Source organism: Rhizobium sp. TRM96647, from assembly GCF_025780115.1.
In the GTDB taxonomy this organism is placed as follows: Bacteria; Pseudomonadota; Alphaproteobacteria; order Rhizobiales; family Rhizobiaceae; genus Mycoplana.
This window is the reverse complement of the sequence record NZ_JAOXHF010000010.1, coordinates 36,459-60,403: the sequence shown is the minus strand read 5'-3', so window position 1 is coordinate 60,403 and position 23,945 is coordinate 36,459. Positions and strand designations below refer to the sequence as shown.

Below are 23,945 nucleotides of genomic sequence, written 5' to 3'. Positions count from 1 at the left end.
ATTGTGGCGTCAGCCTGCCTTGCGCAGCGGAGCGGACACGGAGGTCGGCTGGGTTGCCGACTGGCCATGCGCGCGCGACTGGGCGGTCTTGAAGCCGCCGATCAGTTCGAGAAGGTCGCCGGTGTCGCTGGCGAGGACTTCTGCGGAGGCGGTGGTTTCCTCCGCCATGGCGGCGTTCTGCTGGGTGGCGGCGTCGAGCTGGTTGAGCGAGGACGAGATCGAGCGGAGCGTGGTGTCCTGCTCCTGGGCGCTGTGGGAGATCTTCGAGACGATCTCGTTGGCGCCGCCGATCTGCTGGGAGATGCGCTTCAGCGCCTCGCCGGCCTGGCCGACCAGCTGGACGCCCTGATCGACCTGGGTCGACGAACGGGCGATCTGGTCCTTGATCTCCTTGGCGGCGGCCGCCGAGCGCTGGGCGAGCTCGCGCACTTCCTGGGCGACGACGGCGAAGCCCTTGCCGCTCTCGCCGGCACGCGCTGCCTCGACGCCGGCGTTCAGCGCCAGAAGGTTGGTCTGGAAGGCGATGTCGTCGATCATGCCGATGATCTTGGAGATCTCGGCGGAGGACTGCTCGATACCACTCATCGCCTCGATGGCGCGGGCGACGACGGCGTCGCTCTCCCTGGCCTCGGCGCTGACCGCACCCACGCGGCTCGCGGCATCGCGGGCGCCTTCGGCGGTCTGGCGCACGGCAACCGTCAGCTCGTCGAGGGCGGCGGAGGTCTCTTCCAGGTTGGCAGCCTGGCGCTCGGTGCGCTGGGCGAGTTCATTGGAAGCGCGGCGGATCTCCTCCTTGCTGACGCCGATGTCGATGCCCTTGAGGCTGACGCGGCCGACGGCTTCCTCGAGACGGGCGAGCGCGTCGTTGAAGTTGTCGCGCAGGCCCGTGTATCGGGGGCCGAGATCGCCGCAGCGCACGGTGAGGTCGCCTTCGGCGAGCCGCTCCAGCGAGGCGCCGATGGTGGAGACGACATGGGCCTGCTGGCGGGCCTCGGCCTCCTGCTCGGAGGCGTGCTGCTGGCGCTCGCCCTCGAGTTCGCGCTGCTGCTCCTGCTGGCGCACGGCCATGGCGTGGCGCTCGCGGACCTTCTCCTGCAGCGACCTGGTCGCCTTGGCCATCAGGCCGATCTCGTTGTTCAGCTCGGTGTGCGGGATGGCGATGTCGACGTCCTCGTCGGCAACGGCTTCGAGCGCGCCGTGGATCGCGGTCAGCGGACGGGAGATGCCGCGCACGACGACGTAGGCGAGGATAAGGGCGACGACCGTGCCGACCATGCCGATCGCGAGCGCCTTGGCGATGGTGTAGTAAACCTCGGCGTCGAGGTCGTCCATGTAGAGGCCGGTGACGATGGCGATCTTCCAGGGCTTGAATTCTTCGGCATAGGCCGTCTTGCGGAAGCCGTCGCCGTCCTCTCCGGGCTTCGGCCCGTAGAAGTCGGTGCGGCCGCCGCCGGCCTGGGCGAGCTTCACCAGCTCGTCGCGATAGGCGTAGCCCTGGCTGTCCGCCTTGCCCTTGAAATTCTGGCCGACGCGCTTCGGATCCGGGTGCAGCACCATGGTGACGTCTTCGTCATAGGCGAAGAAATAGCCGTCCGGCTTGAAGGCGAGCGCGCCGACCTGGGCGTAGGCCTGCTTCTGCGCTTCTTCGCGGGTCAGTTCGCCGGCGAGTTCCCTGTCGTGATAGGTCTTGAGCAGGGAGAGCGCCGTCTCGACCTCGGTGCGCAGCATCTCGTAGCGCTGCTGGTAGATCATCTGCGTGGTCGAGCGGAGCTGCAGGAAGGTGGCGACGGAGAAGGCGAGCATGAGCACGCCGATCAGCAGGAAAAGCTGGATGGGAATACGAAGGTTTTTCATGGGAGGACGCCGAAATCGCGGCGCGGGCCGTCATGGGGCCGCCGCCAATGCCTGGAGATGTGAGGAGATCGGCGCCTCATGCTCCGACGGTTTGTCCGCCGCAAAAGCTAGCGCGCATAGTTTAACCAAGCGCTAAGGCTGGTCGCGCCGGCTCGTCGGGAAGCCGCGCATTTCCGGGCAAATGGACGCACCGCACCTGCCGGGACGGGGCCGGCGCCGGGGTTCCGGCGCCGGCAGTCTGTCGTGTGGCGCGTGTTACTTCGCCGGGACGATGTTGCCGCCTTCCCACTTGAACAGCGAGAAGCTCGGCGAGGTCAGGTCGCCGTTTTCGCCGTAGGTCAGCTGTCCGATCGCCGTCTGCACGGGTTCGCCGGCCTTCAGTGCGGCGGCGACGGCCATCGCATCGTCGGCGCTGCCGGCCTTCTCGATGCCGGCCTTGATGACCTCGACGGCGGCATAGGCGTTGAGCGTGAAGGCCTCGGGCGGGATGTTGGCGGCCTTCAGAACTTCCACCGCCTTGGCGGAGTCAGGGTTCTGCAGGGCGTCGATGGCGTTGGTGAAGATCGTGCCGGCCACGGCCTCGTTGCCGATCGCCCAGAGTTCGCTGTTGGAGAGCCCGTCGCCGCCGATGATCGTGGCGTTGACCGACATGTCGTGCAGCTGGCGTGCGAGCAGGCCGGCCTCGGGGTGGTAACCGCCGAAGTAGATGATCTCCGCACCCTCGGCCTTCAGGCGGGTGACGAGCGCGCCGAAGTCCTTTTCGCCCGGCGTCACGCTCTCGTAGAGCACCTCGGTCACGCCGCCGGCATTGAGGCCGGCCTTGAAGGCATCGGCCAGGCCCTTGCCGTAGGCGGCCTTGTCGTGGACGATCGCGATCTTCTTGTCCTTGAGGTTGGCGAGCACGAACTCGGCAGCGACGGAGGCCTGCTGGTCGTCGCGGCCGCAGGTGCGCAGCACGTTTGGCAGGCCACGCGCCGTGAGGTCCGGGGCGGTGGCCGTCGGGGTGACCATCAGCACGCCGTTCTCGGCCAGCACGTCGGAGGCCGGGATCGCAACGCCGGAGGTGACCGGGCCGACCACGAAGCGGATGCCTTCGCCGACCAGCTGGTTGGCCGCCGACACGCCCTGCTTCGGTTCGCCCGCATCGTCGGCGAGCTTCAGCACGACATTTTCACCGAGGATGCCGCCGTTCTTGTTGATCTCGGCGACAGCCGCCTCGGCGCCCTTCTTGACCTGGTCGCCATAGGCAGCGACCGGGCCGGTGAGGGGCGCGATCACGCCGATGGTGATGTCGGCATAGGCCGCGCTGGACAGGAGCAGCGTCGCTGCAAACGTGGCGCCGGCGAGTGTCTTCAGTTTCATGGTTCATCTCCCTTGAGCAGATCCGACGGATCCCGATATCCGCGTGCCTCCCTTGCCGGAGGGCAGGGTTGCAGCGGAAGCCTCCAAGCGCACATGCGATTTTTTTGATCGAGATGGCGCTAATTTAAGCATGTTAACTAGGAAATGCGCCTGCTGCGCGCAACATAAATACGCAACCGCAATCGAATTATACACCATCCCTCGGAACGGCGCCGAAATCCGTCGCATCGGCAGGGCAGGGATTGGATCGCCTGCCTCCGCGCATGCACTCGCAGTCCGTCGAAAATGCCATTCGGATCATGGGGTTGCTGTCGATTGCGGAAAATGCGATTCATGCAGTTCGAGCGATTTCCGAGATGCCTTTGGCTGCGGCTCTGTGCCGCAACCCCGCATTGCCTCGCGACGGCCGGCATGCCAATCTGCCGCGACGGGGCCGCGACAGGGCGGCAAGCAGGGGGCAGTTGATGGCGCATCGGTTCATTCTGAGGTTCTGGGGGTCGCTCTCGGTTCTCGGTCTTCTGCTCGGCGCGCTGTTCTTCGCCGGATCGCTGACGCCGAGCCTCCTGCCGCGCACCTTCCTGACACAGGGCGTCCTGTCCGGCGTCTGCTTTGCGGTCGGATACGGCATCGGCGCGCTGGCAGCACTGGTCTGGGCCTATCTGGAACTGCCGATGCCGGCCGGCCGCTTCTGGCGGGGGGTAAAACTCCTGGCTGCCGCCGCCTGCGTCGTCGTCGTGCTCGTGTTCCTCTGGCGGACGGCCGAATGGCAGAACTCGATCCGCACGCTGATGAAGCTCGCTCCGGTCGAGACCGGCCATCCGTTCAAGGTCGGGCTGATCGCGCTTGCCACCTTCGTCGTCGTGATCGTCTTCGCCCGCCTGTTCGCGCTGGCCTGGCGGCTCATTTCGCGAGCGCTTCTGCGCGTGGCCCCCCGGCGCGTCGCCAGCCTTGTCGGCGGCCTGATCGCGCTGGTGCTGTTCTGGACGGCGGTGGAGGGGGTTCTCTTCCGCTCGGCCCTGCATGCGATGGACTCCTCCCTTCGCAGGCTCGACGAGCTGATGGAGCCGGACACGCCGCAGCCGACCGACCCGCAGCGCACCGGCAGCGCCGCCTCTCTGGTCTCCTGGGCCGATCTCGGCCGGCGCGGGCGCGAATTCGTCGCCGGCATCACCCGGCCGGAGGAGATCTCGGCCGTGACCGGCCGGCCCGCAAAGGAGCCGGTGCGGGTCTATGCCGGCCTGAGCTCCGGCGAAGACGCGGAAGAGCGGGCGCATCTCGCCTTTCAGGAACTGATCCGCACCGGCGGGTTCTCGCGCAAATACCTCGTCGTCATCGTCCCGACGGGGACGGGATGGATCGATCCGGAGGCGATGGGTCCGCTGGAGTACCTGACCGACGGCGACGTCGCCTCCGTGGCGATCCAGTATTCCTACCTGTCGAGCTGGCTGTCGCTGCTGGTGGAGCCGAGCTACGGGTCCGATGCCGCGCGTGCGCTCTTCCGCCAGGTCTACGACCACTGGACGAAGCTGCCGCGGGATGCCCGGCCGAAGCTCTATCTCTACGGTCTCAGCCTCGGCGCGCTGAGTTCGGAGCAGTCGACGGAACTGTTCGAGGTGATCGGCGATCCCTACCAGGGCGCGCTCTGGGTCGGTCCTCCCTTCGAGAGCCGCATCTGGCGTCGCTTCACCGCCGGCCGCAACGCGGGAACGCCGGCCTGGCTGCCCCGCTTCGGCGACGGCTCCTATGTCCGTTTCACCAGCCAGAAGGATGCGCTCGGCGAGGCGACGGCGCCGTGGGGGCCGATGCGGCTCGTCTACCTCCAATATGCGAGCGATCCGGTGACCTTCTTCGACGAGGGCGCCTATCGCCGGCCGCCCGCCTGGATGGTTGGCCCGCGCGGCCCGGACGTGTCGCAGCAGTTGCGCTGGTATCCGCTGGTGACCTTCCTGCAGCTCGGGCTCGACATGGCGATGGCGACGACGACGCCGATGGGCTTCGGCCATGTCTATGCCGGCGAGCATCACGTCGATCCGTGGATCGCCGTGCTCGGGCTCGAGGGGCAGTGGACGCCGGAAGCGGCCGGAAAGCTGAAGGAGGCATTCCGCGCGGACCGGCCGCAGCCGTGACGGCCGGCCACATCTCGCAGGCGCACAGGATGTTCGCAATCGCGTAAAAACCAAACCTTAAACTTTACGATTTATCAATCTCTCGAAAATTGAGAGATCGAGCGATGCGTTGCGTTTTTGTCGTCGTCCTCACGATGATGCTAGTTGCCTGCGGAACCGTTCCGCGCCAGACCGACAATGCCTGCGCCGTTTTCGAGCAGCGCGACGGCCTGTTCGAGAACTGGGAGCGCGATGCCCGCCGGGTGGAGCGCGAATACGGCGTGCCCGTCGCCGTCCTGATGGCCACGGTCTATGCCGAGTCCGGCTATCGCCACAACGCCAAGCCGCCGCGCCGCAAGCTTCTGGGTTTCATCCCGTGGAAGCGCGTCTCTTCCGCCTATGGCTATTCGCAGGCGCTCGACGGCACCTGGGCCAGCTACAAGAAGCAGACCGGGCGGTGGATGGCCAAGCGCAACGATTTCGGCGACGCCATCCGCTTCATCGGCTGGTACCATCACCAGAGCCACCTGAAGAACGGCATTGCGCTCAACGACGCCTACCGGCTCTACATCGCCTACCACGAAGGTCACGCCGGCTATAAGCGCGGCCGGTGGAGCGCGCCCGCCAAGGCCGGCGCGAACCGCGCCTCGAAGATGGCAGCGCGCTACTCCACCCAGTTGCGCAACTGCAGCGCCTGGTAGACAGGCGCCCGCATTCTCCGGCCTGAGGGCGGCCACGCATTTTCCCGCAGGCGCTGGCCACGGGCGCAAAGCATTGTATGCTGCGGCTTCCGGCGTCGGTCGTTCAGCGATCGTAAGCGGCTGCAATCGATACGGGCATCCGATACAGGCATCCGACACCTCCGCCACCCGTCCCGGCGCGCCGGGCATGGCCCGTGCCGATGCCGATCCGGCCGGGCGCGCAGCCGCCTTTGGCGGCGTGCGGGCAAGGGGAGGGCGAGCAGGGCATCATGACACGCGCGCAGCAGGTCGGCGTCATCGTCGGGCTTGTCATCGTCACAGCGCTGACGCTGCTGCGGGCCAGCGATCCGCTGTTCTTCAGGCTGGCGCGGGAAACGGTGTTCGACGAGTACCAGAGGCTGGCGCCGCGGCCGTTCGAGGACGTGCCGGTCCGGGTGGTGGATATCGACGAGGCGTCGCTGAAGGTGCTGGGACAATGGCCGTGGCCGCGGGATCGGCTGGCGCGGCTGGTCGAGCGGCTCTCCGACATGGGGGTAGCCGCCATCGCCTTCGACATCCTCTTCTCCGAGCCCGACCGGCTGTCGCCGCGCTCGGTCGTGCGCGAGGTCGAGGGCGTGTCGCCCGAGCTCCTGGGCCGGCTGCCGGACAATGATGCGGTCTTCGCGCGCAGTTTCGAGGGCCGGCCGATCGTGCTCGGCTTCGGTATTTCCAACGACGGCCGTTTCCTGCCGCAGGTCAAGGCCGGCTTCGCCTTCACCGGCGAGCCCCCGTTCGGCGCGCCGCCGCAGATCCGGGCGGCGACGCCGCTTCTGCCCGAATTCGAGCAGAACGCCACCGGTATCGGCCATATCAGCCTTGACCCGGGCAACCCGTCTTCGGTGGTGCGCACGATGCCGCTGCTTCTCAGCGACGGCCAGCAGCTTTACCCGAATCTGATGATGGAGGCGCTGCGCATCGCCCAGGGGGCTTCGACCTATGTCCTTGCCAATGCGCCGGACCGGGCCGATACGATCATGATGGTGAAGGTCGGCGCCTTCGTCATCCCGGTGACGGCAGCCGGCGAGATGTGGCTCTACGTCACCCCCGACCGGGCCGAGCGCTATGTGTCGGCGGCGAAGGTGCTCGCCGACGGCGGCCCGCCCGACGAGGTGCGCGCGGCGCTGCAGGGCGCGATCGTCTTCGTCGGCACCTCGGCGGCCGGCCTGCAGGATATCCGCACCACCGCACTCGGCCAGCATGTCCCGGGCGTGTCGATCCATGCCCAGGCGGCCGAGCAGGTGCTGACGGGCCGGTTCCTGTCGCGGCCAGACTGGGCCGACGGGCTGGAGATCGTGTCGATCGCGCTTGCGGGGATCCTGATCGTCCAGCTGACGATGGCCTTCAGCCCGGCCATCGCGCTCGCCTTCGGCCTGCTGGTGACGGTCGCCGCACTCGGGGCCTCCTGGCTCGCCTTTCTCTATGCCGGGCTGCTTCTCGATCCGCTCGCCCCGATCGTCTGCGGCACGATCACGCACTTCGCCGTCACCGCCTTCCGGATCCTGGTCATCGACCGGGAGCGCCGCGAGGTCCGCCGCGCCTTTGGCAAGTATCTCTCGCCGGAGCTCCTCCATCGCGTCGAGCATACCCGCGACGCCCTGCAGCTCGGCGGCGACGAGCGCCAACTGACCGTGATGTTCGTCGACGTGCGCGACTTCACCGCCATCAGCGAGCACCGCTCGCCCAAGGAGGTGGTGGCATTCCTGAACCTGCTGCTCGACGCGCTGAGCCGCGACGTCATCGCCCATGAGGGCATGCTCGACAAGTTCATCGGCGATTCCATCATGGCCTTCTGGAACGCGCCCGTCGACGTCGCCGACCATGGCGCAAAGGCGGTGCGCGCAGCCCTTGCCATGCGCCGGACGCTCGCGCGCCTCAATGCGCGGGACGCCTTCGGCTTCGGCGGGCAGAAGGTGGCGATCGGTATCGGCATCCATACCGGGCTCGCCTGCGTCGGCAACATGGGCGCGGAGGTGCATTTCAACTATTCGGCCGTGGGCGACACGGTCAACATCGCCGCCCGGATCGAGGCGGCCAGCAAGGAGGTGGGCTACGACGTGCTCATCTCCGACAGCACGGCGCGCGGCCTGTCCGGCATGGCGCTCCTCGAGGCCGGCGCGCTGGCGCTGCGGGGGCGGCAGTCGCGCACGCAGATTCTCGCGGTGGTGGGCGACGAGCAGGTAGCGGCCACCGGCGCCTTCACCGAGCTGAGCGCACTCCACGCGCGCCTCGTCGAGGCGCTGCGCGCCCGGTCTGGCAGGGCCCGCGACCTCGTCCGCCTTGCCCGGCAGAAGGCAACGGCGTTCGACGCGGCGCTGCCGGAATTCTACCGCCGCATGGGCCGCCGCGGGGAGCATTTCCAGCGCGAACTGGAAGACCCGCCGGAGGTTGCCACGAAATAGCGACTGCGTCGCCGCCGCGTGTATCCTGTGCGATGATGCACGCATGGGGGGTAGGCGTCTCATGGCTTCACAATTCGTAGACGAAATAGACGCCGCGGTCATCCGGCTGATCGAGCGTCGCCGAAGCATCGTTCGGCAGATCGGAAACGATCCCGGCCTGCTCGAAGCGCTCGCCGGCATCCAGGGCGCATTTGCCGACCTGCGACTGGCGCGCGACCAGGAGATGGCGCTGCAGCATGTCGAGCCGTCGCCGAAGACGAAAAGCAAGGCCGGTCAGGCAAAATAAAGGCGGTGGCGGTTTCTGGCGACCTGCGCCCGTTCAGTCGAAATCCGGGCGGTCGCGGCCGGGGCTGTCCCGGGCCGGCGTTCCCGGGCCGCCGCCGTCGCGGTCCGGCCGATCTCGGTCGGGTCTGTCGCGGCCCGGCCGGTCGCGATCGGAGGGTTCGCGTCCCGGCCGGTCCCTGTCCGGCCTTTCCCTGTCCGGCCGGTCGAAGCCCGGTCTGTCGCGGTCCGGCTTGACGCGGCCGGGCGTGTCGAAATCGGCCTTGTCCCTGCCGCGCGTTTCGCGGTCCGGCCGGTCCCAGCTCGGCCGTTCCACCTTCTTGCGCTTGTCGGGCGGCGGCGTGGGGGCAGGCTGACGCGGGGGCCGCTCCTGCCGTTCCTGCCGCGGCTGCATCGCCGCTTCGAGCCTGCAGGCGCCGTCCTGGAAACCGCCGGCAAGCTGCTGGTGGCCGGAGAGGAAGGGCAGGGCCCTGGCGTTGCCGACCTGCTGCAGGATGCTGCGGTCGACGCGCCGGACATTGGTCATGCCGCCGCCCGGCGTCGCGATCACGCAATCGCAGCGCCGCACCAGCTGACGGCATCCGCCGCGGCCGCAGAACGAGGCGGAGCCGTTCAGCAGCACCATCGCCGTGGTCCCGTCGGGACCGACGTAGAAATCGAAGGCGGTGCCGCGCACGCCGATCGTGCCGGCCGGCGTGACGATCTCGTAGGCGTTGCTCTTCGACTTGCCGCTGACCCAGCGGAACGTGCCCCTGGCGGTATTCAGCGTCAGCTTCTTCAGGGAATTGCCGTCGTCGAAGACGAAGCGGTCGATCACGACCGAGGAACCCCAGCCGACCGCGAGCCGGGTGCCGTCGCGAAAGACGAACTGGCCGAGGCCGGAGCGGGAGGTGCGGATGCGTTCGTCGCGGTGGACGGGGTCACGGACCACCATCTCCTGGCCGTCGCCGGTGACGCTGGTGCGGATATGCGACGCCTGGCCGATCACCTCGGCGGCGGGTGCCATAGACGCGCAGAAGAGCATCGCCGATCCGGCGAGGGCGATCGCAACGCGCTGCAACTCCGACATCCGCGCCTCCCGGTGCATCCAGACTGACCGAGCCGGCAAAGATTATATCAGTGAAGACTAATTGTCTCTCCGGCAATGGTGGTAGGGGGTAGTGCCGCAGTTGTCCGGCGGTCGGGGCGGGCGTATCCTTGCTGTTGCCCCAGGACCACAGCCGGACCGGCCATCCCCGCGGCCCTCGTTGCCGTCCATGACGCAGTCGCCGCGGGACGATATCGAAAAACCGGTCGGGCTCCCTTGTCCTGCGGGGACCGCGCATCGGCGCGGCGGACAGGGCACGCGTTTGAGTTGCCCGTTGGGAGGTATCCATGCCATATGTCGATGGTATCCTGATTGCCGTTCCGAAACAGAAGCTTGACGACTACAAGGCGCTGGCGGACCTCGCCGGGCCGATCTGGATAGAGCATGGCGCGCTCACCTATGTCGAGTGCGTCGGCGACGACGTGCCCTACGGCAAGCTCACGTCCTTTCCCCGTGCGGTCCATGCCAAGGACGACGAGGTGGTGATCTTCTCGTGGGTGACCTATGACAGCCGGGAGATGCGCGACGCCGTCGTCGCCAAGGTGATGGACGACCCGCGCCTTGCCGGAGACCAATGGCGGGACATATTCGACGGCAAGCGCATGATCTATGGCGGCTTCCAGAGCTTCCTGGCCCTGTGAGCGCCACCTTGCGTCCGGCCCTTCGTCTCCATGGCGGCCGGGCCGGATGCAAGCCATGAAGCAGACTTCGATGCCAACGGGGGCAGCGTGCCGCAGACGAGAATTTCCATAGCGACGAGGGGCCAGGGGCTCTACGAATTCACCGCGCAGGCGGCCGCCTTTGTGCGCGAGAACCGCAGGGAGGAGGGGCTTCTGACGGTGTTCGTCCGCCACACCTCCTGCTCGATCCTCATCCAGGAGAATGCCGATCCCGACGTGCGTCGCGACCTTGCCGCCTTCTTCCGCCGCCTGGTGCCGCCGTCCGACGATCCGTCCATGCGCTGGATTGTCCATACGATGGAGGGGCCGGACGACATGCCGGCCCATATCAAGGCGGCGCTCAACCAGGTCTCGATCGGCATTCCGGTGGCGGATGGCCAGCTTGTGCTCGGCACCTGGCAGGGGCTCTACCTGTTCGAGCATCGTGACCGTCCGCACGACCGCGAGATCGTCCTGCATCTGGGGCCGTGAAAGCGAATTGCGGAACTCCCGGGCCGGCCGCGCATTGCTGCCCACAGGAAGCGAGACAGGAAAGGAACCACGCCATGCCGGATACAGCAGCCATCGCAACGGATCTCGTTGCCGCCCTGAATGCGCGCGACTATGCGACGATCGCAGCGCTCTGCGACGAGGACGTGGCGATCTCCGGGCTCGGTGCGGGGAGCGATCAGGGCCGGGAGGCCTTGCGCGACCGACTTGCCCGCCATTTCGCGGCGCTGGACGAGAGCTTCGGCGACGCTGTGGTCATGCAGGCGGCTGGCGGTTCGCCCGTCGCGATCCGCGTGACGGCGCGGGGCCGGGACGCTTCGGCAACATCCTATTCGATGGAGAAGGTGCTGCTCGTCGAGATCGACGGCGGCAGGATATCGCGCCTTTCGCTGTTTTCGGACGCCGGGGCAGCGGCCGGCAGATAATGGCTCGCGAAAGGGCCCGGCGGGGAATCGTTGCAACCCGCCGCAGTCTCCCGGGCAGGATCGGCGGCTGAACGACGGCTGAACGCGCGGTTCCGCTATCGTTCAGCCCGGCATGGATAGGGTGCTCTCATTGAAACCCGCGACGGACGATGCCCTGCAACACTCGACGGCGCATTCGATGGAGCGCAACCGATGTCGAACCTCTCTGGAAAATCCTCGTCTGCAAAGTCCCTTCTTGGAAAGGCGGTGGCCGTCGCCCTGCTGGCGGTCGCCGGCCTGTCCGCCGCAGCCCCTGCCGCCTCGGCGGGCGGGCTCGATATCCGCATCGAGACGGTCGGTTACCGGGACGGCTACTACGGCCGCGGCCCGGACCGTCACGACCGCCGGCATGACCGCTGGGACGACCGTCGCGGCCGCTGCGCGCCCTGGGTCGCCGTCGACAAGGCCCGCAGCCACGGCCTTCGCGGCGCCCGCGTCGCCGCCGTCAACCACCGCCGCGTCGTGGTCGAGGGCTGGCGCCACCATCGCTACACGCAGGTCGCCTTCGCCAACGTCGCCCGTTGCCCGACGCTCTGGCGTTGAGACGGGGGGGACCCCGGCCGGGCATCATGGCCGGCCTGAAGCCCTGAAACGGAAAAGGCGGCGCCATCCGGCGCCGCCTTTGTATGTGGACATGTTCGCTTTGCGGGATCTCGCCTTCTTTCGTCATCCGGGCTTGGCCGGAGGCCAGCCGCCGGCTTCCCGGCTTCCCGGCTCCTTCTACCGATGCTGTCGGTCTGCGCTCAGTTCCTCGGCTCTCGCCGGCAGCGACCGGAACGGCCTCGGCGGCAAAGTCGACCATCACTGCGCGCTTCGGCATGGGCTACGGACGGCGGCGGCCCAGCGGGCCCCGGCACCGGCCGATCGCACGTCCGGGCGCCACGGACACGCTCCGCGGGGAGGAAATGCCATCGAGGGCGCCGCCTTGGCGGGTGCCCTCGCGACGCGACGTCATTCTTCAGTTCGAAGGTCATGGGGACGATGACGGAGTAGCTGTTCTCTCCGGCTGCGACCGGAGCAGTCTCGCGGCAAAGTCCTTGGCCATCGCAGGATGAGCTGCAGACGGCGAGCGGCCCGGGAGATCCGTTATCCGACCGATAGATGCCGCCGGCAGCGGTCAACGCATGCATCCGGGCGCTGCGGACACGTTCCGCAGGGAGGGGATGCCATCGAGGGCGCCGTCTTGCGGGCGCCCTCGCAGCGTAAAGTCAGTTCTTCAATTCGAAGGTCATGGTGACGGTGACGGAGTAGCTGTTCTCTCCGGCTGCGACCGGCACGGCCTCGGGGGCGAAGTCCTTGGCCATCGCGGCGCGCATCATCGGCATGGGCTGTGCGCGGTAGGAGGTCTCGGAGATCTCCAGCACCTTGCCGATATCGATGCCGGCGGCGGATGTCAGTTCGCGCGCCCGGGCGATGCCGTCTTCCACGGCCTTCTTGCGCGCCTCGCTGATGGCAGCTTCCGGCTTGTCGTTGGTGAAGCGGATGCCGCCGCTCTGGTTGACGCCGAGCGTCACGGTCTGGTCGAGGATGGTGCCGAGTTTCGCGAGGTCGCGAATACGCACCGACAGCATGTTGGAGACCTGGAAGCCGACCAGCACGGGCGGCTTGTTCTCGTTCCCGTCGCCCTGCGGGAACTGGTACTGCGGGTTGATGACGAAGCCGGAGGTCTGTAGGTCGCGCTCGGCGATGCCTGCATCCTTCAGCGCCTTCATCACTTCGGCCATGGCCGCATTGTTGGCGTCCAGCGCCTCGCGGGCGGTCTTGCCGTCCTTGACGACGCCGAGATCGACGACCGCCATGTCGGGGGCGACATCGGCGCGGCCTTCGCCGGTCACCGTGATCACGGGCTCGCGCGGCCGCGTCTCCTGCGCCAGCACCGGTGCGGCGGCTGCCGCCGTCAGTGCCGCTGCCAGCGCGGTGGCGGCCAGCGCACGCGAAAATCCTACTCGAAGCATAAGGGGTCTCCCATTGGTTGTCCTCGCACGTTTCATCCAGTGCGATTGTGTAAGCATTGCGGCGGCGCTTGTCGGCCGCGACGATTTCGTCTAGACGAAATTCCCCGGGGCCGCCATTGACCCCGAGCCGCCCCGGCGGCAGGGCCTGTAGCTCAATGGTTAGAGCCGGCGGCTCATAACCGCTTGGTTGGGGGTTCGAGTCCCTCCGGGCCCACCAAAACTCTCTGTTCCACGCACCCGTGCGCCGCGGAGGCGATCTTGTCGATCGCCGCGTTCGCTCGCAATACCGCCCTTACAGTGTCTTTCCCGTGCGATAGCCGTTATTGTCGCAGGGTAGGCTGTGAGCGGTTTCGTTAAGCCGTCGTTCAGGGGCCGGGGAGGTCTGTTCATTCGCGTGCGGAGTTTTGATCGTGCGTTCCTATTCCTTCGGGCCATTCGTCCTTGTTCCTGCGCGGCAGTCGCTGAGGCGGGGGGAGGCGGCTGTCCGGGTCGGGAGCCGGGCGCTGGAGATCCTGGCGGCGCTGGTGGAGCGTCCCGGCGAGCTTCTGAGCAAAGCCGAGCTCGAGGCGCGGGCCTGGCCGGAGACCTTCGTCGAACAGAGCAACCTCAAGGTCAACGTCGCAGCGCTGCGCCGGGCGCTCGGCGACGGGGCGAACGGGGCGTCTTATATCGCGACGGTGAGCGGCCGCGGCTATCGTTTCGTCGCGCCCGTGGATGTGTCGGGGCAGGGCGGGATCGCGGTTCCAGCAGGGTCCCAGGATGGCCGAGCTCATAATCTGCCGGTCTCGACCGGTCGCCTCGTGGGCCGGGACGACGCGGTGGCGGCGGTCCTGCGCGCCCTTGAGGCCTCGCGGCTGCTGACGATCGTGGGTCCCGGAGGGATCGGCAAGACCAGGTTGGCGCTTGCCGTCGCCGAGCGGCTGGCGGCAGGATGCGCCACGGACGGTGTCGGCACGGAGGAGGCCGGTACTGAGGTTTCCAGCGCTGAGGGCTCCGGCACCGCGGCCTATGAGCATGGTGTCTGGTTCGTCGATCTCGCGACCGTGAACGATGCGGCGCTGGTGCCGACCTCGATTGCGGCTGCGATCGGGCTGCGGGTGCATTCGGCGCATATCGGCGCTGCGCTTACAGCCTTTGCGGCCGACCGGGCGTTCCTGCTCGTGCTCGACAATTGCGAGCATCTGGTCGAGGCGGTTGCGGCCTGCGCCGGCATGTTGCTTGCCGCGGCGGCCGGGGTGCGCATTCTCGCCACGAGCCGCGAGCCGACCGGGACCCCGGGAGAACAGGTCTATCGCCTGCCGCCGCTGGACACGCCGCTCGAGGGTTGCGGCCTTTCGGCGGCCCGGGCGCTGGCGTTCCCGGCGGTCGAGCTTTTTGTCGAGCGCGCCGGCGGCAGCTTCGGCGCGTTCGCGCTCGACGACGGCAATGCGCCGGACGTGGCGGAGATCTGCCGCAGGCTGGACGGCCTGGCGCTCGCGATCGAACTCGCCGCACCGCGGCTGGATGCGTTCAGTCCCCGCGAACTCGTGGGGCTCCTTTCCGATCAGTCCCATGTGCTGGGCGGCAGGCGATCGGGCCACAGCCGCCATCATACCCTGGCTGCGACGCTGGACTGGAGCTATGGCCTTCTTGCCGAACCCGAGCGCATGCTTCTGCGACGCCTTTCGGTCTTCGCCGGCGCCTTCAGCCTGGAATCGGCCTGCACGGTCGTGCTCGACAAGGGCCGCGCCCGCGCCGAATGCATTCACGGCGTCGCCAGCCTCGTTGCGAAATCGCTGGTTTCGACCGAGCGGGGAGAATTCGGCACGCAGTACCGGCTGCTCGATACGACCCGCCGCTACGCGCTGCAGAAACTGGCCGAGAGCGGCGAGCTCGATTGGCTCCGCCAGCGCCATGCCGAGCATCTGCTGGCCCTTGGCGAACGCGCGGGGGCGGAATGGAGGATCCGGCCGACCGCCCAGTGGCTTGCCGAATACGGGCGCAAGGTCGACGACATTCGCGGCGCCCTGAGCTGGGCGTTTTCCGGAAACCGCAGCATCGCCACCGGCATCGCGCTCACGGTCGCGGCGATCCCGTTCTGGGAGAACCTGTCGCTGGTGGAGGAGGGCCGCGCCGGCGTCGAGCGCGCGCTCGACCCTGCCTTTGCCCGGTTCCGCAGCGTCCGCGACGACATGAAGCTGCAGCTCGCGCTCGGCACCACGCTGCTTCATACGAGCGGTCCGCTTCCCGAGGTCAAGGCGGCCTGGACGACGGCGCTCGCCTGTGCCGAGACGCTGGGCGACGCCGAATGCGCGCTCGGCTGCCTCTGGGGACTGTGCGACTACCACACCTGGACGGGCGATCACCACGCGGCGCTGGCGATGGCCGAAAGGATCAGGAAGCTGGCGAGCGATCGCGGCGACCTCGCCGCCTGCACCAACGTCGACAGGCAGGCGGGCACGGCCCTGCGCTACCTGGGAGAACTCGCCGGCGCGCGGCGTCACCTCGAACGCATGATCGCCCTCTACGCGCCCCCGGTCGCCCGCTCGGACATTGCGCGCTTCCAGCTCGATCCGCGGTCGGCGGCGCGGGGAACGCTTGCGAACATCCTCTGGCTGCAGGGGCACCCCGACAAGGCGGTCGCCATGGCGCAGCGCCAGCTGGAGGAGGCGCGGGCGGCGGAGCATGCGCTGGCGCTCTGCAACGCCCTCGTCCACACGACCTGCCCGATCGCGCTTCTGACGGGGGATCTTGCCGGTGCGGAGCGGATGCTCGCCGCCATCGAGGCGCATGTGGCCCGGCACGCCATGACGATCTGGAGCGCCATGGCGCGCTGCCTGCGCGCCGACTGGCTCCTTCAGGGGGGCGATGCTGCCGGGTTGGCCCTTCTGAGAGGCGCGCTCGACGAGCTTTTCGCGGTCGGTTTCCGCATGCGCGGTCCCTTCTACGTCGGCGTCTATGCGGCGGGGCTGGGCGATCACGGAGAGATTGCGGCGGCGCAGGCGGCGATCGACGAGGCGATCGCGCTTTCGGCATCGACGGGAGAGATCTGGTGCATGCCGGAACTGCTGCGGATCAAGGCGGAACTGTCGCTCAAGGAAGGCCCCGGCCGGTCGACGGAGGGCGGGGAGGCGCTCTTCGTGCAGGCCCTCGACCTGGCGCGCGGGCAGGGTGCGCTGTCTTGGGAATTGCGCACGGCCACGGGGCTTGCCGGGCATTGGCTTGCCGCGGGCCGGGGCGAAAAGGCGGTCGGCCTTCTGGCGCCGATCCATCGGCGCTTTACGGAAGGGTTTGCCACCCGCGACCTGCTTGCGGCGCGCGCGCTTCTCGATGCCGCCGGGGAGGGACGCGAGAGAGGTGCGGGCGTCTCCGGGGCCCGCCGCGGCAGGCATATGCTTGCCCGTCCTTGAGCGCAGGATCCAAAGCGCGCCGCGCTCTTTCGGGTTCGCTCCCGCGCTTCGGTCCTTTGACCTTACGCATGTCGCCGTCGCAAACCCGCTGCACACTGTCTTCTATCGGGTCAGCGATCGCGTGCGCCTGTCCAGCATCAGCAGGATCGGGGCGATCGCGGCGATGGCGGCAAAGGTGGTGAAGGTCTCGGCGTAGCGCGTGCCTTCGGCGGCCATGACGTGCAGCGAGGCCGGGCCGAGGCCGGCGCCGATGGTCAGGGCCATGTAGTTGATGCCGTAGAGCTTGCCGAAGCTTCGCATCCTGAAGCGTCTCGCCAGAAGGAAGCCGATGGCGTCGCCTTCCGCTCCCGTGGCCAGCCCGAAGATGACGGCGCTGACGTAGACCGGGACCTGGCTGTCGGAATTCGCCAGGACCAGGTGGCCGGCAAGCGGCGACAGAAAGGCAAGGCTCGTCAACGGAACCGGGGGAAACCGGTCGAGCAGGGCCCCGAAGCCGAGGCGCATGACGATGAAGGCCAGCCCCACGAGGCTCATGACCAGGGCCGCCTCTGCCGGATCGGCGCCGCGGTCGGCCAGCACGACGGGCAGCGAAATGGATCCGGCGGCGGCGGCGAAGTAGTTGAGAAAGAACGCACCCAGCATCAGCCAGAAGCTCGCCGTCCCCACCGCCTGGCGAACGGTTTCGCCCTCGACCCCGGCGCGGTCGGGCGACCTCGGTACGGGCGGGTCGCGAATGACGAAGAGCGCGACCGGAAGGGTGATCGCCATCGACACGAGGCCGGCCGCCATGAAGGCGGAGCGCCAGCCCCATTGCGAAATCAGGAGCGCAAGGGCCGGCGGAACGGTGGCGATCCCGAGCCCGACGAAGGAGAGCATGACGCCCAGCGCGAGGCCCCGCCGGGCGCTGAACCAGCCGACGATCACATAGGTATAGGGCACGCCGGTCTGTGCGGCGCCCAGCAGGCTCGCTGCGACGACGGCGGCGGTGAAGGCCGGCAGGCTGTGCGAGACGATCCCGATCGAGATCAGGCCGACCGCCATTGACACGGAGGAGAAGGTGAGCACCCGGCGCGGGCCGAAGCGATCCGTCAGCGCGCCCACGACCGGCGACATCAGGCCGTTGACGATGGCGATCGGCGCGACGACGGCAGCCACCAGCGTCCGGTCCCAGCCGGTGTCGTCCGCGATCGGCACGATGAAGACGCTGAAGCCGTAGATCAGCACGATGCCGATGCTGAGATACATCCCGGCGCCGGAACCCAGCACGATTGCAATCCGTCGGCCCCGCCCCGCGTCCGTATCCATGTCCCGACCGCCCTTGCCGTGTGGTTCGCAGAGGCCTTGGTCGTGCCGACCGGACCGCAGGCAGTTCACCAAATTTCACCGTTCTTAACAACCCTTGCGCCGGCGGCTGCGCTAGCATCCGGACAGTTCCCCAAGACCGACAGGAGGCGACGATGTCTCAGCAGCCAGCAGCCGTCCAACCGGATGACCCGGAGCGCCGCGCCATCCTGTGCGCCGCCGGAGGCGCCGCGATCGGCGGAATTGCCGCCGCGCTTGCGGCCGGCACGGCGGCGTCGGCCGAGGAAACGCCGGCCGCAAGCCGCGATCCGAATTCGCTGGGCGGCCGGCTCCAGGGCGTGCAGCATTTCGGCCTGACCGTGCAGAACATGGAGCGCGCCTACGAGTTCTACACGGCGGTCCTCGGCGGGACGGAAGTCTTTCGCCACGGCGACTTCCAGGGCGACGCCGTCCAGAACACGCTGCTGGCCGACCAGGAGATCCTGGCGAACGAGCTCGGCGTCAACCCGCGGACGATCGGCGTGCCCGACCTGAGGGGCGGGGCCCAGCGGCTCGATGTCCGCTTCATCCAGTTCGACAACGTCGTGATCGAGCTTCTGCAGTATCGCGACGCCGACCAGCCGATGGGCGGTCCCAAGGCTTTCGCCGAGCCGGTGGAACACATGAGCCCGGCGTTCCCGCGGATGATGCACATCTGCTTCCATGTCGGCGACGATGTCGACTTCAACCAGTTCATCGCCGATCTCGAGGCGGAATCCGCCAGGCGCGGCATGACGCAGGTGCGGGCCAACCGCATCATCCGCGTTTCCACCGAAGACGAGCGAAGGGCGGCGCCCATGAGCGCCAACACCAACAAGGTGACGGTTGCGCCCTCTGACGGCTGGGAACTGATCTACTGCAAGGGCCCGGAGGGCGAGCAGCTCGAATTCGTCAAGGCGATCGGACCGGTGAAGAAACGGTTCGCCGATGCGCTTCAGGCCCATCTGGGCCTCTGAGGCGCAATAGGCGTATCCGGCCTGTGGCGGTCCGGTCCGGATCGCCCTGCTGCCCTCGACGGGACACCAGACACGGGACACTGGATACGGAACAGGGAGAAACGAGATGACCACGACGCTGCGGCTGCACACTCCGGCCCGCCTTATCGCGGGCGCCGTCCTGCTCGCCGGCCTGTTTCCCGCCGCGGGCGCGGCGACGGCACAGGACGGTTCCGGCCAGGGGCCCGGCGGCGGCTATGCAAATGTCGCCGGCGGAGCCTATTCGATCGTTGCCGAGGTCCGGGCCAAGCCGGGCAAGGAGGCCGAACTGCGCGCGATCACGCTCCCGCTGATCGATCTCGTCCGCGGCGATCCCGCGAACATCGTCTATTTCCTGCAGGAGAACCACGAGAGCCCCGGGCACTTCATCTTCTACGAGATCTTCGCCAACGAGGCCGACTTCGAGGCCCACAACGCCATGCCCTATGTGCAGGACTGGTTTGCCAGGCTGCCCGAACTGGCCGACGGCGGCGTGAAGGTGATGCGCATGGAGATCCTCGCGCCGGACGGCAACTAGGGCAGCGCGCCCGGCCCATTGTCGGCGCAGGACGCACCAAACCGAAGGGAGCTTCGAGATGAGACTCAAGGGCAAGGTTGCATTGGTCACGGGCTCTGCGGGCGGCATCGGCCACGCCGTCGCGGAACTGTTCGAAAGCGAAGGCGCCATCGTGGTTGCGGGCGACATCAAGCAGCCGGAAAAGCCCTATCCCAAGGCGACCGAGGCGATGAAGCTCGACGTCACCAGCGAGGAACAGTGGGCTACGGTCGTCGCCGCGATCGTCCGGAAGCACGGACGGCTGGACGTGCTGATCAACAATGCCGGCATCATCGCCTACGAACCGCTGGACAAGCTGGAGATGAAGGACTGGCTGAAGATGATCGCGGTCGACCAGACCGGCGTGTTTCTCGGCATGCGGGAGGCGGTGCGCGTCATGCGCAAGCAGCAGTCCGGCTCGATCGTCAACGTCTCCTCGATCTGGGGCAGTGCTGCGGTCGCCGGCGCGCATTCCTATCACGCCGCCAAGGGGGCCGTCCGCAACATGTCGAAGAACGCGGCGATGACCTATGTTTCCGACGGGATTCGGGTCAACTCGGTGCATCCGGGCTTCATCCATACGCCGCTGACGGACGCGCAGGCGCAGGACCTCAACGATGCGGTCATCGCGGCGACGCCGATGAAGCGCGGCGGCACGCCGATGGAGATCGCCTATGGCTGCCTGTTCCTCGCCTCCGACGAGGCAAGCTACGTCACCGGCACCGAACTGGTGATCGACGGCGGCTACCTGGCGCAATAGCCGCCCGGCCGGCTTCAGGCGTCGCGGCGGCGGGCAAATTCCGGGCTGCTCGAAATATGGCCAAACGGTGACTTGCAAGCGCCAACGGGCGTCCGGATTTCACAATATTGTTAGCGCTCCGTCGCGCCGGAGTTGTGCTATTTTGCCGGCGCGGCATGGATCCCCAGGGGGCGGCTATTTGCCGATATTCCACATGTCATACGATCTTCAAGTCAATGGTAAGTCCTATTCCATCGATGTAGACGGCGATATTCCGCTTTTGTGGGTCCTGCGCGACACCATAGGGCTCACCGGAACGAAATTCGGCTGCGGCATCGCCATGTGCGGGGCCTGCACGGTGCATGTCGACGGCATGCCTGTCCGCTCATGCGTGATGCCGGTGTCCGACGCCGTGTCCAAGGCGATCACGACGATCGAGGCGATCGGCGAGACTGCGGAGGGGGCGCGGGTGCAGAAGGCCTGGCTCGACATCGACGTCGTTCAGTGCGGTTACTGCCAGTCCGGGCAGATCATGTCGGCCACAGCGCTGATTGCCGCCAATCCCTCGCCGACCGACGACGATATCGACGCGGTCATGGCCGGAAACATCTGTCGATGCGGGACCTATCCGCGCATCCGGGCCGCGATCAAGCTGGCCGCCGCGGAGAGGTGAGCGCGATGTCCATCCACGACAAGGTCACCCTTCCCGTATCGCGCCGCCATTTCCTGATCGGCGCATCCCTGACCGCCGCAGGCCTCGTCATCGGCCTCAGGCCCACCCCTTCATCCGCCGCACCGGAGGCCTTCGAGGCCGGTGCCTTCATCCGCATCCCGCCCGAGGGCAAGATCGTGTTCGTCATGCCCTCGGTGGAGATGGGGCAGGGCATCTACACGGCCGTGGCGATGCTTCTGGCCGAGGAACTGGAAGTCTCCCTCGACCAGGTGGAACTGGAGCATGCGCCCGCCGATCCGGCGCGATATGCAAACCCCCTGCTCGGCGACCAGATCACCGGAGGCTCGCTGGCCATCCGCGGCGTCTACGAGCAGATGCGCAAGGCCGGCGCCACCGCGCGCGTCATGCTGGTGAATGCCGCCGCGCGCGGCTGGGACGTGGCGCCGGAGACCTGCACGGCCGAGGCCGGGCACGTCGTCCATGCCGCAAGCAACCGCCGCGCCGCCTATGGCAGCCTGGTCGAGGCGGCAGCGGCGCAGGCGGTCCCGCAGGAGGTGCCGCTGAAGCCTGCGACCAGTTTCAAGGTGATCGGCCAGTCCCTCCGGCGGCTTGACAGTCCCGAGAAGGTCAACGGTACGGCCATGTTCGGGATCGATGCCCGCCCAGACGGCGTCTCCTATGCGGCGATCGCGCTCTGTCCCCATTTCGGGGGCAAGCTGCGCGCGCTCGAGGATGCGCCCGCACTGGCGGTCAAGGGCGTCAGGCAGGTCGTGCGGGTCGAGGACGCCGTTGCCGTCGTGGCCGACAATACCGGCGCCGCCCGCAAGGGGCTCGCCGCTCTTTCCATCGAGTGGGACCCGGGCCCGAACGGCGCCCTTACGCTCGCCGATCTTGAAGGGCGCATCGAGGATGCGATCGAGGGCAGCGCCCTGCCGCATATCAACGAGGGCGATGTCGAAAAGGCGGAGGCCGAGCACGGGCCGGTCCATGAATTCGTCTATCGCCTGCCGATCCTGACGCATACGGCGATGGAGCCGATGAACTGCACGCTCCATGTCCGCAGCGACGGCTGCGAGGTCTGGGTGGGCACGCAGGTCATGGGGCGGGCAAGGCAGGCGGTGGCCGATGTCACCGGGCTGCCGGTGGAGAAGGTCGTGGTGCACAACCACCTTTTGGGCGGTGGCTTCGGCCGTAGGCTGGACGTCGACGGCGTCATCGTGGCGGCGAAGATCGCGCAGCAGGTCGACGGCCCGGTCAAGGTGACCTGGAGCCGCGAGGAAGACATCCGCCACGACTGTTATCGCTACCTCAACTACAGCAAGGTCACCGCGACCCTGGGGGCCGACGGCCTGCCCGCGTCGTGGCGTCACCGTGTCATCGGCCCTGCCGTCATGGCGCGCTGGCTGCCCGCCTTCACGCGCGACGGCATCGACCTCGACATCATGGCGGGTGCGGAGACGCCCTATGCCATCGTCAACAAACATACCGACTTCGTGCGGCACGAGGCGCCAGACGGCATGCTGACGGGCAACTGGCGCGGCGTCGGCGCCACGCGCAACATCCCGCCGGTCGAGGGCGGGATCGACGAACTGGCCCATCTTGCCGGCATCGATCCGCTCGAATACCGCCGCCGGCTGCTCCAGCACAAGCCGCGTCTCCTGGGTGCACTTGATCTCGCGGCCGAGAAGGTGGGCTGGTCGAGCGCGCCGGCGCAAGGGATGGGCAGAGGCATCGCCGTCGCAGAGGATTTCGGCAGCTTTGCCGCGATGATCGCCGAAGCCGGGATCGCCGCGGACGGAAGTATCAGGATCGACCGCATCGTCTGCGCCGTCGATTGCGGCCAGGTCATCAATCCGGACACGGTGGAGGCGCAGATCCAGAGCGGTATCGTCTATGGCCTGAGCGCTGCCCTTTATGGGCGCATCACGGTCCAGAATGGCGCCGTCGTGGAGGGCAACTTCGACGATTCTCCCGTTCTCAGGATCTACGAGACACCGAAGATCGAGGTGCACATCGTGCCGAGTTCGGAGGCGCCGGGCGGCATCGGGGAGATCGGCACCCCGGGCGTGGCGCCCGCACTCCTCAATGCGCTGTTCGTGGCGACCGGCAAGCGGCTGCGGACGCTCCCGATCGACCAGGGCGAATTGCGGAGGGTATGACCATGGCCAGCAAGGCAATTGCAATGCCGCTTCTTGCCGTTCTGGCCGCCGTCGGCGTCGCCGCCGGCATGGGCCCCCTGAGCAGCTACGCCGAGACGTCGGATGGCGGCCCCCTCAAGGCGGCCTCCGACTTCGAGACCATCGCCGACACCGGCGCGCGCTCGAAAGCGATCTTCGTGGAGGCCAGCCGGGTGTTGACGCATCCGCGCTGCATCAACTGCCATCCGGCGACGCGCAGCCCCACCCAGGGCGAGGACCTGCATCCGCATGTGCCGCTGATGATCGCGGCCGAAAGTTCCGTGGGTCCGGCCGGACTCGCCTGCAGCGCCTGCCACGGCGACGAGAACCGTCCGATCGTCGGCAGCCGGCTGAAGTCCATTCCGGGCAATGCCCATTGGTCGCTGGCACCGGCCAGCATGGCCTGGCAGGGGCTGACGGTCGGCGAGATCTGCCGGCAGGTGAAGGATCCGGAGCGGAACGGCGATCGCACGCATGCCGACCTCGTGCGCCATATGGGCGAGGACCATCTGGTCGGCTGGGCCTGGCATCCGGGCGAGGGCAGGAGTACGCCTCCGGGTTCGCAGGAAGCCCTTGCCGCCCTGATCGACGCGTGGGTCGCGACCGGGGCCGAGTGTCCCGACTGAGGCAACCTCGCGTCTTCTGAACCGCTCTTGTCCTCGCGTATTTCGATCGTGCG

Annotated in this window: 20 protein-coding genes and 1 tRNA gene; 15 read left to right on the top strand and 6 right to left on the bottom strand. The window is 67.8% G+C overall.

Going from position 1 to position 23,945, the window contains the following annotated elements; genetic code table 11:
- Positions 1-9: 9 nt before the first annotated feature.
- Together OCK02_RS17380 and OCK02_RS17375 are read right to left on the bottom strand one after the other, a co-directional pair.
- The gene (locus OCK02_RS17380) at positions 10-1,854 is read right to left on the bottom strand and encodes a methyl-accepting chemotaxis protein (RefSeq protein WP_263814127.1); all 1,845 of its coding nucleotides are present in this window, start codon (positions 1,852-1,854) and stop codon (positions 10-12) included.
- A 255-nt stretch (positions 1,855-2,109) separates the two neighbouring features.
- On the bottom strand, positions 2,110-3,216 hold the full coding sequence (locus tag OCK02_RS17375) for a branched-chain amino acid ABC transporter substrate-binding protein (RefSeq protein WP_230808204.1): 1,107 nt from the start codon (positions 3,214-3,216) through the stop codon (positions 2,110-2,112).
- A 464-nt stretch (positions 3,217-3,680) separates the two neighbouring features.
- Between OCK02_RS17375 and OCK02_RS17370 the strand changes: the two genes are divergently transcribed.
- From OCK02_RS17370 to OCK02_RS17360, 3 genes are all read left to right on the top strand, one after another.
- On the top strand, positions 3,681-5,342 hold the full coding sequence (locus OCK02_RS17370; protein ID WP_263814125.1) for an alpha/beta hydrolase: 1,662 nt from the start codon (positions 3,681-3,683) through the stop codon (positions 5,340-5,342).
- 104 nt (positions 5,343-5,446) lie between these two features.
- Positions 5,447-6,022 (top strand): hypothetical protein, encoded by a 576-nt coding sequence (locus OCK02_RS17365; RefSeq protein ID WP_230808206.1) that lies wholly within the window; start codon positions 5,447-5,449, stop codon positions 6,020-6,022.
- Between the two features lie 269 nt (positions 6,023-6,291).
- Positions 6,292-8,460, top strand: a complete 2,169-nt coding sequence (locus OCK02_RS17360) for a CHASE2 domain-containing protein (protein WP_263814124.1) — start codon at positions 6,292-6,294, stop codon at positions 8,458-8,460.
- A 67-nt stretch (positions 8,461-8,527) separates the two neighbouring features.
- Here the strand turns inward: OCK02_RS17360 and OCK02_RS17355 are convergent, their stop codons facing one another.
- Positions 8,528-8,698: a hypothetical protein gene (locus OCK02_RS17355; RefSeq protein WP_263814123.1), complete on the bottom strand. Its 171-nt coding sequence runs from the start codon at positions 8,696-8,698 to the stop codon at positions 8,528-8,530.
- An 81-nt stretch (positions 8,699-8,779) separates the two neighbouring features.
- Positions 8,780-9,811 carry a FecR domain-containing protein gene (locus OCK02_RS17350; RefSeq protein WP_263814122.1) on the bottom strand — a complete coding sequence of 344 codons (1,032 nt, stop codon included), beginning with the start codon at positions 9,809-9,811 and terminating at the stop codon, positions 8,780-8,782.
- Between the two features lie 305 nt (positions 9,812-10,116).
- Here OCK02_RS17350 and OCK02_RS17345 point away from each other — a divergent pair, with 305 nt between their 5' ends.
- From OCK02_RS17345 to OCK02_RS17330, 4 genes are all read left to right on the top strand, one after another.
- On the top strand, positions 10,117-10,470 hold the full coding sequence (locus tag OCK02_RS17345; protein ID WP_230808210.1) for a DUF1428 domain-containing protein: 354 nt from the start codon (positions 10,117-10,119) through the stop codon (positions 10,468-10,470).
- Positions 10,471-10,557: 87 nt separating this feature from the next.
- The gene (locus OCK02_RS17340) at positions 10,558-10,980 is read left to right on the top strand and encodes a secondary thiamine-phosphate synthase enzyme YjbQ (RefSeq protein ID WP_263814121.1); all 423 of its coding nucleotides are present in this window, start codon (positions 10,558-10,560) and stop codon (positions 10,978-10,980) included.
- A gap of 74 nt (positions 10,981-11,054) precedes the next feature.
- Positions 11,055-11,423: a nuclear transport factor 2 family protein gene (locus OCK02_RS17335; RefSeq protein ID WP_263814120.1), complete on the top strand. Its 369-nt coding sequence runs from the start codon at positions 11,055-11,057 to the stop codon at positions 11,421-11,423.
- 192 nt (positions 11,424-11,615) lie between these two features.
- Positions 11,616-12,005 (top strand): hypothetical protein, encoded by a 390-nt coding sequence (locus OCK02_RS17330; RefSeq protein ID WP_263814119.1) that lies wholly within the window; start codon positions 11,616-11,618, stop codon positions 12,003-12,005.
- A 665-nt stretch (positions 12,006-12,670) separates the two neighbouring features.
- On the opposite strand, the gene OCK02_RS17325 is transcribed toward OCK02_RS17330, so the two are convergent.
- The gene (locus OCK02_RS17325; protein ID WP_263814118.1) at positions 12,671-13,417 is read right to left on the bottom strand and encodes an SIMPL domain-containing protein; all 747 of its coding nucleotides are present in this window, start codon (positions 13,415-13,417) and stop codon (positions 12,671-12,673) included.
- A 141-nt stretch (positions 13,418-13,558) separates the two neighbouring features.
- Here OCK02_RS17325 and OCK02_RS17320 point away from each other — a divergent pair.
- Positions 13,559-13,634: transfer RNA gene (locus OCK02_RS17320), tRNA-Ile, on the top strand.
- 193 nt (positions 13,635-13,827) lie between these two features.
- Entirely contained in the window at positions 13,828-16,806 is a 2,979-nt protein-coding gene (locus tag OCK02_RS17315; RefSeq protein WP_263814117.1) for an ATP-binding protein, read from the top strand.
- Positions 16,807-16,908: 102 nt separating this feature from the next.
- Here the strand turns inward: OCK02_RS17315 and OCK02_RS17310 are convergent, their stop codons facing one another.
- Positions 16,909-18,072, bottom strand: a complete 1,164-nt coding sequence (locus tag OCK02_RS17310; RefSeq protein WP_263814116.1) for an MFS transporter — start codon at positions 18,070-18,072, stop codon at positions 16,909-16,911.
- Positions 18,073-18,263: 191 nt separating this feature from the next.
- Here OCK02_RS17310 and OCK02_RS17305 point away from each other — a divergent pair, with 191 nt between their 5' ends.
- The 6 genes from OCK02_RS17305 to OCK02_RS17280 all read left to right on the top strand — a co-directional run bounded on the left by OCK02_RS17305 (position 18,264) and on the right by OCK02_RS17280 (position 23,892).
- A complete protein-coding gene (locus OCK02_RS17305; RefSeq protein ID WP_263814115.1) occupies positions 18,264-19,103 on the top strand; it encodes a VOC family protein in 840 nt (279 codons plus the stop codon).
- Between the two features lie 106 nt (positions 19,104-19,209).
- Positions 19,210-19,659: a putative quinol monooxygenase gene (locus OCK02_RS17300; RefSeq protein ID WP_263814114.1), complete on the top strand. Its 450-nt coding sequence runs from the start codon at positions 19,210-19,212 to the stop codon at positions 19,657-19,659.
- A 58-nt stretch (positions 19,660-19,717) separates the two neighbouring features.
- Positions 19,718-20,437, top strand: coding sequence for an SDR family NAD(P)-dependent oxidoreductase (locus tag OCK02_RS17295; protein ID WP_230809180.1), 720 nt, complete (start codon positions 19,718-19,720; stop codon positions 20,435-20,437).
- A gap of 193 nt (positions 20,438-20,630) precedes the next feature.
- Complete coding sequence (locus tag OCK02_RS17290) at positions 20,631-21,089, top strand: (2Fe-2S)-binding protein (RefSeq protein WP_263814113.1); 459 nt, start codon at positions 20,631-20,633, stop codon at positions 21,087-21,089.
- Between the two features lie 5 nt (positions 21,090-21,094).
- Entirely contained in the window at positions 21,095-23,248 is a 2,154-nt protein-coding gene (locus OCK02_RS17285; RefSeq protein ID WP_263814112.1) for a xanthine dehydrogenase family protein molybdopterin-binding subunit, read from the top strand.
- A gap of 2 nt (positions 23,249-23,250) precedes the next feature.
- A complete protein-coding gene (locus tag OCK02_RS17280) occupies positions 23,251-23,892 on the top strand; it encodes an Isoquinoline 1-oxidoreductase subunit (RefSeq protein WP_263814111.1) in 642 nt (213 codons plus the stop codon).
- Positions 23,893-23,945 lie beyond the last annotated feature (53 nt).

Coding starts and splice junctions, on each gene's coding strand:
- OCK02_RS17380 (WP_263814127.1), bottom strand. CDS start 1,854: ATGAAAAACCTTCGTATTCCCATCCAGCTTTTCCTGCTGATCGGCGTG.
- OCK02_RS17375 (WP_230808204.1), bottom strand. CDS start 3,216: ATGAAACTGAAGACACTCGCCGGCGCCACGTTTGCAGCGACGCTGCTC.
- OCK02_RS17370 (WP_263814125.1), top strand. CDS start 3,681: ATGGCGCATCGGTTCATTCTGAGGTTCTGGGGGTCGCTCTCGGTTCTC.
- OCK02_RS17365 (WP_230808206.1), top strand. CDS start 5,447: ATGCGTTGCGTTTTTGTCGTCGTCCTCACGATGATGCTAGTTGCCTGC.
- OCK02_RS17360 (WP_263814124.1), top strand. CDS start 6,292: ATGACACGCGCGCAGCAGGTCGGCGTCATCGTCGGGCTTGTCATCGTC.
- OCK02_RS17355 (WP_263814123.1), bottom strand. CDS start 8,698: ATGCTGCAGCGCCATCTCCTGGTCGCGCGCCAGTCGCAGGTCGGCAAA.
- OCK02_RS17350 (WP_263814122.1), bottom strand. CDS start 9,811: ATGTCGGAGTTGCAGCGCGTTGCGATCGCCCTCGCCGGATCGGCGATG.
- OCK02_RS17345 (WP_230808210.1), top strand. CDS start 10,117: ATGCCATATGTCGATGGTATCCTGATTGCCGTTCCGAAACAGAAGCTT.
- OCK02_RS17335 (WP_263814120.1), top strand. CDS start 11,055: ATGCCGGATACAGCAGCCATCGCAACGGATCTCGTTGCCGCCCTGAAT.
- OCK02_RS17330 (WP_263814119.1), top strand. CDS start 11,616: ATGTCGAACCTCTCTGGAAAATCCTCGTCTGCAAAGTCCCTTCTTGGA.
- OCK02_RS17325 (WP_263814118.1), bottom strand. CDS start 13,417: ATGCTTCGAGTAGGATTTTCGCGTGCGCTGGCCGCCACCGCGCTGGCA.
- OCK02_RS17305 (WP_263814115.1), top strand. CDS start 18,264: ATGTCTCAGCAGCCAGCAGCCGTCCAACCGGATGACCCGGAGCGCCGC.
- OCK02_RS17300 (WP_263814114.1), top strand. CDS start 19,210: ATGACCACGACGCTGCGGCTGCACACTCCGGCCCGCCTTATCGCGGGC.
- OCK02_RS17295 (WP_230809180.1), top strand. CDS start 19,718: ATGAGACTCAAGGGCAAGGTTGCATTGGTCACGGGCTCTGCGGGCGGC.
- OCK02_RS17290 (WP_263814113.1), top strand. CDS start 20,631: ATGTCATACGATCTTCAAGTCAATGGTAAGTCCTATTCCATCGATGTA.
- OCK02_RS17285 (WP_263814112.1), top strand. CDS start 21,095: ATGTCCATCCACGACAAGGTCACCCTTCCCGTATCGCGCCGCCATTTC.
- OCK02_RS17280 (WP_263814111.1), top strand. CDS start 23,251: ATGGCCAGCAAGGCAATTGCAATGCCGCTTCTTGCCGTTCTGGCCGCC.